The sequence below is a fragment of the Exiguobacterium alkaliphilum 12/1 genome (genome assembly GCF_000714435.1).
GTDB lineage: Bacteria > Bacillota > Bacilli > Exiguobacteriales > Exiguobacteriaceae > Exiguobacterium > Exiguobacterium alkaliphilum.
Genome location: NZ_JJMW01000064.1, coordinates 134551 through 146315 on the forward strand (window position 1 = coordinate 134551; position 11765 = coordinate 146315).

14 protein-coding genes are annotated in these 11765 nt (G+C 52.2%); 9 read left to right on the forward strand and 5 right to left on the reverse strand.

The window, feature by feature from the left end:
- Window positions 1–4 precede the first annotated feature (4 nt).
- On the forward strand, window positions 5–1417 hold the full coding sequence (lpdA, locus tag RT52_RS14105; RefSeq protein ID WP_034808641.1) for a dihydrolipoyl dehydrogenase: 1413 nt from the start codon (window positions 5–7) through the stop codon (window positions 1415–1417).
- 17 nt (window positions 1418–1434) lie between these two features.
- On the opposite strand, the gene aac(6') is transcribed toward lpdA, so the two are convergent.
- A complete protein-coding gene (aac(6'), locus tag RT52_RS14110) occupies window positions 1435–1881 on the reverse strand; it encodes an aminoglycoside 6'-N-acetyltransferase (RefSeq protein WP_034818021.1) in 447 nt (148 codons plus the stop codon).
- A 76-nt stretch (window positions 1882–1957) separates the two neighbouring features.
- Here aac(6') and RT52_RS14115 point away from each other — a divergent pair, with 76 nt between their 5' ends.
- Window positions 1958–2275 carry a DUF3055 domain-containing protein gene (locus RT52_RS14115; RefSeq protein WP_034807546.1) on the forward strand — a complete coding sequence of 106 codons (318 nt, stop codon included), beginning with the start codon at window positions 1958–1960 and terminating at the stop codon, window positions 2273–2275.
- Window positions 2276–2381: 106 nt separating this feature from the next.
- Here RT52_RS14115 and RT52_RS14120 read toward each other — a convergent pair whose 3' ends face one another.
- Window positions 2382–3863: an aminotransferase class I/II-fold pyridoxal phosphate-dependent enzyme gene (locus RT52_RS14120; RefSeq protein ID WP_034807544.1), complete on the reverse strand. Its 1482-nt coding sequence runs from the start codon at window positions 3861–3863 to the stop codon at window positions 2382–2384.
- A 183-nt stretch (window positions 3864–4046) separates the two neighbouring features.
- Between RT52_RS14120 and RT52_RS14125 the strand changes: the two genes are divergently transcribed.
- The 3 genes from RT52_RS14125 to RT52_RS14135 all read left to right on the forward strand — a co-directional run bounded on the left by RT52_RS14125 (window position 4047) and on the right by RT52_RS14135 (window position 6079).
- Window positions 4047–4313: a UPF0223 family protein gene (locus RT52_RS14125; protein ID WP_034807542.1), complete on the forward strand. Its 267-nt coding sequence runs from the start codon at window positions 4047–4049 to the stop codon at window positions 4311–4313.
- A gap of 245 nt (window positions 4314–4558) precedes the next feature.
- A complete protein-coding gene (locus RT52_RS14130; RefSeq protein WP_015881266.1) occupies window positions 4559–4747 on the forward strand; it encodes a hypothetical protein in 189 nt (62 codons plus the stop codon).
- Window positions 4748–4825: 78 nt separating this feature from the next.
- Window positions 4826–6079, forward strand: a complete 1254-nt coding sequence (locus RT52_RS14135) for an inositol monophosphatase family protein (protein ID WP_034818022.1) — start codon at window positions 4826–4828, stop codon at window positions 6077–6079.
- 39 nt (window positions 6080–6118) lie between these two features.
- Here RT52_RS14135 and RT52_RS16425 read toward each other — a convergent pair whose 3' ends face one another.
- Window positions 6119–6295: a DUF5325 family protein gene (locus RT52_RS16425; RefSeq protein WP_034807540.1), complete on the reverse strand. Its 177-nt coding sequence runs from the start codon at window positions 6293–6295 to the stop codon at window positions 6119–6121.
- A 163-nt stretch (window positions 6296–6458) separates the two neighbouring features.
- Between RT52_RS16425 and typA the strand changes: the two genes are divergently transcribed.
- Both typA and RT52_RS14150 read left to right on the forward strand, forming a co-directional pair.
- Window positions 6459–8303 (forward strand): translational GTPase TypA, encoded by a 1845-nt coding sequence (typA, locus tag RT52_RS14145; RefSeq protein ID WP_034818023.1) that lies wholly within the window; start codon window positions 6459–6461, stop codon window positions 8301–8303.
- An 81-nt stretch (window positions 8304–8384) separates the two neighbouring features.
- Window positions 8385–8729 (forward strand): YlaH-like family protein, encoded by a 345-nt coding sequence (locus RT52_RS14150; RefSeq protein WP_235193430.1) that lies wholly within the window; start codon window positions 8385–8387, stop codon window positions 8727–8729.
- 39 nt (window positions 8730–8768) lie between these two features.
- Here the strand turns inward: RT52_RS14150 and RT52_RS14155 are convergent, their stop codons facing one another.
- A complete protein-coding gene (locus tag RT52_RS14155) occupies window positions 8769–8969 on the reverse strand; it encodes a YlaI family protein (RefSeq protein WP_024369989.1) in 201 nt (66 codons plus the stop codon).
- 109 nt (window positions 8970–9078) lie between these two features.
- On the opposite strand from RT52_RS14155, the gene RT52_RS14160 reads away from it, so the two are divergent.
- A complete protein-coding gene (locus RT52_RS14160; protein ID WP_034818024.1) occupies window positions 9079–9528 on the forward strand; it encodes a PNPOx family protein in 450 nt (149 codons plus the stop codon).
- A 32-nt stretch (window positions 9529–9560) separates the two neighbouring features.
- Window positions 9561–10877 (forward strand): PhoH family protein, encoded by a 1317-nt coding sequence (locus RT52_RS14165; protein ID WP_034805711.1) that lies wholly within the window; start codon window positions 9561–9563, stop codon window positions 10875–10877.
- Between the two features lie 376 nt (window positions 10878–11253).
- On the opposite strand, the gene RT52_RS14170 is transcribed toward RT52_RS14165, so the two are convergent.
- On the reverse strand, window positions 11254–11765 hold a 512-nt coding region (locus RT52_RS14170), incomplete at its 5' end, for an MFS transporter (protein WP_034818025.1).

Sequence of the window (11765 nt, forward strand, 5' to 3'; positions counted from 1 at the left end):
GAACATGGTAGTAGGAGAATTCGCACAAGAAACTGATTTAATCGTCATCGGTGCCGGTCCTGGCGGATACGTCGCAGCCATCCGTGGCGCGCAACTCGGCCTCAAAGTGACGATCGTCGAGAAAGGTAACTTCGGCGGCGTCTGCTTGAACGTCGGATGTATCCCGTCAAAAGCGTTAATCACGGCTGGTCACAACTTCCAGCACGCGAAAGGTCACTCATCAATGGGGATCACGTCGGATAACGTTGCTGTCGACTTCACGAAAGTCCAAGACTGGAAACAGTCGGTCGTCAACAAGTTGACTGGCGGCGTTAAAGGCCTCTTGAAAGGCAACAAGATTGAAATCGTTCAAGGGGAAGCGTTCTTCGCATCTGAAGACACAGTCCGTGTCATCACAGAAGACAGCTCGACTCCTTACAAGTTCAAAAAAGCGATCATCGCGACTGGTTCGACACCAATCGAGATTCCATCGTTCAAATGGTCAAAACGCGTCCTTTCTTCAACTGGCGCATTGGCGCTTCCAGAAGTACCGAAAAAGCTCGTCGTCATCGGCGGCGGATACATCGGTATGGAGCTTGGAACAGCGTACGCGAACTTCGATACAGAAGTCGTCGTCGTTGAAGGCGCTAGCGACATCTTGTCTGGCTTCGAGCCGCAAATGACGCAAATCGTCAAGAAGAAGCTCAAACAAAAAGGGAACGTCACGATTCACACGAACGCGCTTGCAAAAGGCGTCGAAGAGACAGAAGACGGCGTAACCGTTAAGTTTGAAGTGAACGGCGAAGAGCAATCTGTGGAAGCGGACTACGTCCTCGTCACAGTCGGCCGTCGTCCAAACACTGGTGATATCGGTCTTGAGAACGCGGAAGTGAAAGTCAGCGACCGCGGCATCATCGAAATCGACGACCAGTGCAAGACGTCGAATGAAAACATCTACGCGATCGGTGACATCGTACCGGGACCACCGCTCGCGCACAAAGCTTCGTATGAAGCGAAAATCGCGGCAGAAGCAGCTGCAGGCAAGCCTGCGTACCTCGACTACTCAGCAATCCCAGCGGTCGTCTTCACTGACCCTGAGCTCGCGACAGTCGGTTACACAGAGCCGCTCGCAAAAGAAGAAGGACTCGACATCACAGTGTCGAAATTCCCATTCGCTGCAAACGGTCGTGCCCTCGCTCTCGACGAGCCAGACGGCTTCATGAAGCTCATCACGCGTAAAGAGGACGGTCTCTTGATCGGTGCTCAAATCGCGGGTACAGGCGCTTCTGATATGATCGCCGAGCTCGGCCTCGCCATCGAAGCAGGTATGACGGCTGAAGATATCGCACTTACAATCCACGCTCACCCATCACTCGGTGAGATGGCAATGGAAGCTGCAGAAATCGCAATCGGTATGCCAATCCACGTCGTCAAGTAACGACAAAAAATCTCTCGCTATTCGTAGCGAGAGATTTTTTTAATGTAATGGACCGTCCGCTCGACCTCTTCAAAGCCGAGACGCTTGTGAAACTGTTGGCTACCTGTATTGTCAATCTCGGTATCCGAGGCGAGCTCATAGCAACCGTTCGAGCGGGCAAACTTTGTAGCCGTCTCGATCAGTTGCGTCGCCACGTCGTTGCCTCGTTCCGGACCGATGACGTAAATCCCTTCGATGAATGCCGTCGGTTCTTCCGTGGCTCCAGGGACGTAGTCATATCGAAAGCTCAGTTGGCAAAATCCGATCGGTTCCTCCGTGATGGCGAGGAAGTAATGCATCTTGTCGGAACGAAGGCCAAGTCGGACTTCGGCCGACAGCTCGGCGACTGGCGCATCCGGCCAAAGCTGATGCATCAAACGGACTAGGGTGTGTACGTCACGTGACGTCGCCTTTTTGATCTGCATCGCGCCACCTCCTTTTAGGTTTCATACATCAAGTATAAAGGAAAAATATATAGAGATGTTAGAAAGGAGGGACTCCATGATGGCGTTCGATGAAGAACTCTTATATACGGTCTCTGAGACGAGCCGCGTCCGTTTCACGGGCATCGAGACGGAGAGGGCCCGCTACGATTTCGGTTTCGTCTATACGCATCAATTCATGGGCAAGGTACTCGTCGTCTGCATGCAGACCGGCCAGTCCGCGCTTCTCGATCAACATGCATTAGAAGAGCCGAGACAGTTGTACCCGATGCTCGGGATTGCATTACGAGATACGGATCATGTCGCTGAGTTTTTGCGGTTATGTTTAGAAGAAAAAGAAATAGACTCGGAAGAATCTTCTCTTGAAAAAATGTAAGCGTTTTCTTATAATGGGTGAAGGGGAAGCAATTCGATCATCATAAGCCACCTTTTCTTTTGATGACAACAAAGCGCACCGGTCAATCGACCGGTGCGCTTTCGTGTTAACGGATGGCTTTCGTCTGTTGAATCACTTTAATCATTTGCAGCGACTCGTCCTCGAGTCCTTGGACCGGAAGGCCTGCCTCGATGTTCGCCATGATATACTCGAGCGTCGATGCGGTGATGAGCTCGCCCGGGATGATGATTGGGATTCCCGGCGGGTAGACCATGATAAACTCGGCCGAGATGCGCCCGACGGCGTTCTCGAGCGGAATCGTCTCCGTCTCTTCGTAGAACGCGTCACGCGGGCTGAGCGCGAGCGGTGGAATCTCCGGGAGCATGATGGACAACGAATCGTTGTCAGACGTGTTATACACCGAAACGACGTCGCGCATCGCGTCAATCAATGCTTGGATCGTCGATTCGTCGTCCGCGCTCGTCACGATGAAGAGGACGTTCAATAAATCGGACATCTCGACTTCAATCTGATGCTTCTCACGTAAATACTTCTCAATCTCGAAGCCGGTGATTCCGAGCTCTCTGACCGAGACGAGCACTTTCGTCTCGTCAAGGGCGTACGTCGACTCAGAATGCAGTTCGGCGTGGCCGTATACGGATAGGTGCGGCATGTTATTGATGGCCGAACGCGCTGTACGAGCGAGCGAGAGGGCACGGTTGTTCATCGCCTCACCTTTCGTCGCGAGTTGTCGCCGGGCCGCGTCGAGCGAGGCGAGCAACAAATAAGACGTCGATGTCGTCGTGATCATCGACAACATCGCGTGAATTCGCTCAGGTGAGACGAGGCCCCGACGGACGTTCAAAATTGAGCTTCCCGTCATCGAACCGCCGAGCTTATGCACGCTCGTCGCCGCGACGTCAGCCCCAGCTTGCATGGCCGAGAGCGGCAATTCGTCATGGAACGGCAAGTGGACGCCGTGCGCCTCATCGACGAGGACAGGCACGTCCTGAGCGTGCGCGACCGCGACGATGCGCTCTAAGTCACCGGCCACCCCGAAGTATGTCGGGTTGATGACGAGGACGGCTTTCGTGTCCGGGTGCAACTCGAGCGCACGTTCGACAGCGCTCGCCGTGATGCCGTGGGCGATGCCGTACGTCTCGTCAAACTCCGGATGGATGAAGACCGGGTGGGCTCCTGTCAAAACGAGCGCCGACATGACAGACTTATGCACGTTGCGCGGGACGATAATCTTTTCGTTCGGTCCGACGACACCCATGATCATCGCCATGATGGCGCTTGACGTCCCTTGCACCGAGAAGAATGTCTCGTCGGCACGGAACGCGTCGGCGGCAAGTCGTTCCGCTTCAGCGATAGCTGCTTTCGGGTGATGCAAGTCATCGAGCGGTGCGATGTTGATTAAATCGATTTTGAGTGCGTTCTCGCCGATGAAGTCGCGAAACGCAGGATCCATTCCTTTTCCGCCTTTATGGCCAGGAATGTGGAATGCGATTGGATTCGTGTCGACGTGTTTGAGCAACGTGTCAAAAAGCGGTGTCTCGAGCTGTGTGGCAGCTTTCAATTTCAATAGTGAGCCCTCCTTGGAATCAGTTTGTAGGTGAGGTCGGTCAATAAATCAAACTATATGTCTTTCCCCAATTGGCGTTTAAGAAATATCAGTAAAAATGATGCAACAAAAAAACTATAGAGATTTCCAACCCAACTTGCAATAGTTTTTTTTGTTGATACAATGAGTGACGAGGTGAACAATATGCAAATCAACTATCCAATCAATCCGGACTGGACGACCGAGGAGTTAATCGACGTCGTCGAGTTCTATAACCAAGTCGCACTCGCGAACGAAGGTGGCGTCGAACGGGAGGCATTTTTAGACGCGTATCGGACGTTCAAACGAATCGTGACGTCGAAGTCCGAGGAAAAACAATTGAGTGCCGTCCACGATGAACAGACCGGATACTCCACCTATCGTACGGTCCAAGCGGCATTAAAATCAAATACGAAGATTTTAAAAGTGTGAGTGTAGAAAGTGTGAGGAGACGCAACCGTTTTCTCATGCTTTTTTTGTTAATTCCTGCAGAAATAGGGTACATATCACTAACAGTTAAATCAGGTTTAGGACCGGTTGAAGTGGGAATATACTCTCTAAGATAAAAAATTCAAAATAGTCAGACAATTCTCTTTCTTTTTTGAATCTCATCTGATATACTCAATTCAACTCACTAAACCGTAACTTGTAGCCCAACTAAAGGAGTGTGGCATCTCATGAAACAAGTGATCGAGGCATTCAAAAGAAAAGACGCAGAAAAACGGATTCCGGTGCTGCGCTTAGAGATTGATTATGAATTGGCAACGCTCTTCGATGCAATGGCGTCACAAGATGATGCCACTGTCCAGGCTAGCAAGCATCGGTTAGAGAAATACCGCCAAGAACTTTTGCGTCTCGAAGCCTGACCCACAACCACCCATTCAACCAGTATTCCAAGCGGATACTGGTTTTTGTTTGGTACAATGCAGATAGAGGTGATATACATGTTGGAATGGTTTGCAATCGACTTAATCAAGCAAGCGGGGGAATATATTCGGCAACAGATTGACGAGCGGTACGAGATTGAGCGGAAGACAGGGAAAGGCGACTTGGTAACGGAGATCGACCGGGCCGTCGAACAGCTGATTGTCGACCGGATCCAAGACGCCTATCCGAACCATCATATTGTAGGCGAAGAGGGCATCTCAACCGGACCGGCCGACTTGACGGGGACGGTTTGGTTCGTCGACCCGATTGACGGCACGCTGAACTTTATCCATCAAAAGCGGATGTTCGCCATCTCGGTCGCTATCATGATTGACGAGGTCGTCGAATATGGGTTCGTCTACGATGTGATGGCGGACGAACTGTTCGTCGCGCGTCGAAATCAGGGGGCGACGTTAAACGGTAGGATCTTGCCTGCCATCAGAGAGCATTACGTAAGAGATGCATTCCTCAGCATGAACGCGACGTGGGTGACGCCGAACCGACAAATCGCACCGGAAGTGTTGGCGCCGATCGTCAAAGATTCAGTCGGGACACGTGCGCACGGTGCCGCCTCGCTCGAACTGGCGTGGCTTGCGGCAGGTCGCGTCGACGGCTATATCACAATGCGCAACATGCCCTGGGATTATGCGGCCGGTAAGTTGCTTGTCGAGGAAGTAGGTGGACGGGTCGCTTCCTTATATGGGGAGCCGATTCGTTACGATGGCAAGACGTCGGTCCTCGCCGGAAGCGAGACGTTCGTCAACGATGTCGTCAAGCATTACGTCATCGCCAAAGGCGCGACGCCGGAAGTACGGCCTGACTTAGAGATTCAGCCACAGGCGTCTTACAAAGATGTCGAGACGTTACTGCTTTTGGCAAACCCGCAGGAAGCGATGATTCAAGAACAGTTCAAAGCGGGGGAGACGTATGTCGCGATGCTCGGAGGCGAACTCGTCGGGGCATACATGCTCGTTCGGCGCAGCGACGAGTTGATTGAGCTCGTCAACATCGCCGTCAAGCCGGAACGCCAAAATCAGACGATTGGCCAACGATTGCTCCAAGATGCGATTCGGCGATCGAAGGGGAGCGGTGCGAAGCGGATGCTCGTCTGCACGGGCAACTCGAGTGTCGTCCAGCTCCGTTTCTATCAACAAGCCGGTTTTCGTTTCGAATCGGTCGAACGCGATTACTTCCCGAACCATGGGTACGCGGCGATTGAAGAAGACGGTCTCCCACTTCTCGACCGAATCTGTTTGACGCGAGATTTATGAATTGGAAAAGCCCGGGCATCGACTGTACCCGGGCTTTTGTCATGATTGTTGGTTCGAGAGGACGCGACGGCGTAAGTTGATTCCGAAATACGTGGCGACCGCGCTTAACGCGAGGCTACCGATGATGATGGCGGCACTTCTTTCGGCGACGCCGACCCCGATACCGACAAACCCGGCAACGACGGCGATGGCGATGAGCACGAACAGCTTTTGCATGGAGATTCCCCCTTATTGTCTAATCTCCTCTATTGTATGCAAAAAAGATGATAAATGGAAACGGTAACAGTCGATAACACTCGACAAAGGTAGTGGGACGTGTGCTATACTCTTAAAGTTGAATAAAAGATGAAACTTTTTTAAATAAGAGAGGACTAACTACATGAACGTAAGAACAAACCTTCGGAACGTAGCCATCATCGCCCACGTTGACCACGGTAAAACAACGCTAGTCGATGAATTGTTGAAACAGTCTGGGACATTCCGGACAAATGAAATGGTCGCTGAGCGCGCCATGGACTCGAACGATATCGAACGTGAGCGCGGAATCACGATTCTCGCGAAAAACACGGCAATCGATTATAAAGACACACGCATCAACATCGTAGATACGCCAGGTCACGCCGATTTCGGTGGAGAAGTTGAGCGAATCATGCGTATGGTTGACGGCGTTATCCTCGTCGTCGACGCGCGTGAAGGCTGCATGCCGCAAACGCGTTTCGTATTGAAGAAAGCACTCGACCAAGGTCTCCGTCCAATCGTCGTCGTCAACAAGATTGACAAGCCGATGGTACGTCCACTCGACGTCGTCGACGAAGTTGTCGACTTGTTGATTGACCTTGGAGCAGATGAAGATCAACTTGAATTCCCTGTCGTCTATACGTCTGCAGTCAGCGGTTCAAGTTCGTTCGATCCTGATCCAGAGAAGCAAGAAGATACAATCACGTACGTGCTCGACACAATCCTTGAGAACACGCCAGCGCCAATCGACAACTCGGATGAGCCGCTTCAGTTCCAAGTCACGATGCTCGACTACGATAACTACCTCGGCCGGATCGGTGTCGGTCGCGTCTTCCGTGGAAAAATCAAAGTCGGCGAGTCTGTGTCACTTTGCAAAACAGACGGTTCAATCAAGCAACTTCGTGTAACGAAATTGTTCGGTTACTTCGGCCTCAAGCGCGTTGAAATCGACGAAGCGAAAGCCGGTGACTTGATTGCCATCGCCGGGATGGAAGACATCAACGTCGGGGAGACGGTCACACCGGTCGGAAAAGAAGAGCCGCTTCCGCTCCTCCGCATCGATGAGCCGACGCTTCAAATGCGCTTCATGACAAACAACTCACCGTTCGCAGGACGCGAAGGCGATTTCGTGACAGCACGTAAAATCGAAGAGCGTTTGATGAAACAACTCGAGACGGACGTTTCACTCCGTGTCGAAAACACAGACTCACCTGACCAATGGATCGTTTCAGGACGCGGTGAACTTCACCTCGGAATCTTGATCGAGAACATGCGTCGTGAAGGCTATGAGCTTCAAGTTTCGAAACCACAAGTTATCATCCGTGAAGACGAAGATGGTTCGAAAATCGAGCCGTTCGAGCGCGTCATCATCGACGTGCCAGAAGAGTATACAGGTTCAGTCATGGAGTCGATCGGTCTCCGTAAAGGTGAACTTGCGAACATGAACACGAACGACAACGGTCAGACGCGTATGGAATTCATCGTTCCGTCACGTGGTCTCATCGGATACCGTAACGAGTTCTTGTCTGCGACACGCGGATACGGAATCTTGAACCACACGTTCGAAGAGTACCGTCCGTTCATCTCTGCTGACATCGGCGGCCGCCGTAGCGGTGTCATGGTTTGTATCGAACCTGGTAAGTCGACGGCTTACTCAATCGGTGCGCTTGAAGACCGTGGAACGATCTTCATCGAGCCAGGTACGGATGTGTACGAGGGAATGATCATCGGTGAATGTAACCGTGACGTCGACCTCGCCATCAACGCCGTCAAAGGGAAGCAGTTAACGAACATGCGTGCGTCATCAAAAGACTCGACACAAGTCTTGAAGCGTCCACGCGTCTTCTCACTCGAAGAGTCGCTCACATTCTTGAACGACGACGAGTACTGCGAAATCACGCCGGAGTCAATTCGTCTCCGTAAGAAAGTCTTGAACAAGAACGAACGCGAGAAAGCTGACAAGCGTCGTAAACTTGGTAAAGAATAATGAAATGGGAGCGCCTCGGCGTTCCCTTTTGTTTTGGATAGTGTAGAATGGATGTGTATGAAGTAAAGGGGGATTATCAGCTTGAAAGCTTCTCAAACGATGGACATCACACAAATCGATGTGCCGTGGATTGCCTCGCTCCTCGGCGTCGGCAGTGACGCGAACGACTTTTCGGTCGGGTTTAACGCGTTGATTATCACGGTCATCTTACTTACGATTCTCGTGTTCAAACTAGGTTTTGCCAAACAGTTGACGTGGTGGAAATCACTCGTCGTCTACATTCTCTTGTCACTCGGTGCCGGTACGATGGCGCTCGTCTTCTTCACGTGGCCGATTCCCGAAGTGCTTCTCGTCATGGCGATCGTCTTGGCGATTTATCGAGGACGCCTTTGGTGGAACCGCCGCCAAGGGATCGAATCCCACTAAAAAAATGACGTCCCGCACTATGCGGGGCGTCATTTTTGATTACCATCTCCGCTTTTGGCGGAACGACGGATATAAGTTGAAGTGACCGGTCGCATTCCGCTCTGCCGTTCGTTCGGAAATACGTTCTTGGCACGTTTGGCACATATACGTTTTGGCGGGTTTGTTGCGAAGCCGTTTCGCTTCAAACGACCACGAGTCAATCGTTTCGACTTTATCACAAAGAGAGCACTTTACGCGCATGGTCTCACCTTCCTCTTTCTTGATTATAGCATGATTTCACAATAGAAAAGCAGGGAATGAATGAGGTAAGGGCGAAAGCAATTCATATACCCGTGGAGGAGGGGAGTGTATGGCAAGTAAAGCGATGTTTGAGTTGTCTGACGCGCAACAGGGTGCGTTGAACGACATGCCGTTATCGATATTAGTCGCGTTCGACGAAGCGAAGCGATGGCCGACGACACATGCCATCAGTTGGGTGCAAGCCCCGACGCGACAGACGATTCGGTTCGCCCTGACGAAAAACTCACATTTAATCACGCTATTACAGCAAGAGAGAACAGCGAGCCTCGTCTTTATCGAAGACGGCTCGGCGTACAACGCGACGTTATCTCCGGTCGCGGAGTTTGAACCTAGTATCGTTCCGGCGCTACACCTTCGCTTTTTCGAAGGGCGGATCGAGGAAGTTCGAAACATCTCGTTTTACGGCGCCATGTTCGGGCAACCGGAAATCATCAAGACGTACGATGTGGAAGCAGCAGAAAAGTTGGACCGTGAAGTCAAGGAAAGCTTGAACTCCTGATCACCAACAATTTGCGAGGGGCGGCAAAGTCTATGAAAAAAACATATGTGCTCGATACGAACGTACTCTTACACGATCCACTCTCTTTATTTCAATTTGATGAGCACGATGTCGTCATCCCGGCGATCGTCTTAGAGGAACTCGATGGGAAGAAGCGAAACATGGATGAGGTCGGTCGCAACGCCCGAGAGACGGCGCGTGTCCTCGACCAACTTCGGACGACCGCGAAACTGCACGACGGGGTGCCGCTCGAAAACGGAGGCCGGTTGTTCGTCGAGATCGGCCATGAACATTCGGTCGATTTTCCGTTCGACGTCATGACGAATGACAACCGGATCTTGACCGTCGCATTAGGACTTATGAAACAATACGAGCACGACCCGAACCGAAAAGTCGTGGTCGTGTCGAAAGATATACTCGTCCGTGTCAAAGCGGACGCCATCGGCATCGAAGCCGAGGACTATTTGACGGACCATATCGTCGATACGACGAACCTGTATGCCGGGTACCGCGAATTTGAGGTCGACCAAACGCTCATCGACGAATTCTATAAAGTGCGTCAATTGCCTGTGTCGGCCATTTCGAAAAATCAGCTGTATCCGAACTCGTTCGTCGTCTTGAAAAGCAACGTCTCGAAAGCGAGCGTTCTCGCCGTCGTCGACGCGTTGCAACCGATCATCCGGCCTTTATCGCTCGATGCCGACCATGTTTGGGGCATCCACCCGCGTAACGTCCAACAACGGATGGCACTCGATTTACTACTCCGTGATGACATCCCGTTCGTCACGCTGCTCGGTAAAGCCGGGACCGGGAAGACGTTGCTCGCGCTCGCGGCGGGCCTCTCCCTCGTCGAGGACGAACATCGCTTCAACAAGCTCGTCGTCGCGCGGCCGGTCGTCCCGATGGGGAACGATATCGGGTATCTACCGGGCGAGATGGAAGAGAAACTCCGTCCGTGGATGCAACCGATTTATGATAACTTGGAATTTTTATTCAACGCCAATTCAAAAGACGAACTCGGCAATATCTTGGCCGGCATCAAATCGATTCAACTCGAGGCGCTCACGTATATTCGCGGACGCAGCATGCCGGACCAGTTCATCATCATCGATGAGGCGCAGAACTTGACGAAGCATGAGATTAAGACGATTTTAACCCGTGTCGGCGAAAACTCGAAAATCGTCCTCGTCGGCGATCCGTATCAAATCGACCATCCGTACTTGGATGAGTATTCGAACGGGTTGACGTATGCGGTCGAACGATTCAAAGGACAAAACGTGTTCGGTCACGTCCAACTCGTCAAAGGGGAGCGTTCGTCGCTCGCCCGGTTGGCCGCCGACTTGCTATAACAAAAAACGCCGAGCGCGCGCTCGGCGTTTTCAGCTTGTTGACTAACATCAATCGAATCGCTCGTCCTTCCGGCGTCCACGCTTTCCGCAGGCAATCCCGGAGCCGCATTGCGACTCGCGTCGCTGCTGGGTCTCCGTCGGATTGCTCTCCTGCAGGAGTCGGGGCGCCGTCGGACGAGCAACTCAAACGGTCGCCATCTGACGGCCGTTTTTCTATTTCTGTCGCCATGATAGCCGAAACGAACGTCGACATCGTACGTCATCCATTCCGTGTCGGGGTGAGTAGATTGAACTCGTTGAACACAAAAAAGACGAATCAAATCGCAAGGGGCGATTTGGTTCGTCAACATCCTGCGCCGAGTTAACGTTCGGCGTTTTATTTTGGCTTTGCAACAAGTGAACGAACGTTTGATTTCTCTAAAAATGCGTTCATCAACATGATGAGCCCGGTGACGACGAACAAAGCCGAAAATCCAAAATGGACGACGATTTGAGATCCGAACAACGGACCGAGCAAGTTCCCCATAAACTGGGCGGACTGATTGTATGAGAAGATTCGACCTGTGGCGAAGCTCGGCGTATGTTGCCGCAGCAACGACTGTACGGACGGCAGGAGCGCCGCTGTCGCGAACCCGAGACCGAAGCGCAAGAAGACGAGCTGTGTTGTCGATGTGACGAACGCCTGTGGGATGAGGAGCGCGCTATAGACGATGAGCGCCCAAAACAAGATGCGTTCCGCGCCGAATCGGTCCGACCATTGGCCGAGCCGCGGCGCCGAAATCAGGGCGGCGACTCCCGGGGCCGAGGCGACGATTCCAGCAAGAAATGCGAGCGACGTCGTGTATGGGTTCAACTCGCGGACGTATAGCGTCAACAACGGACCGATCG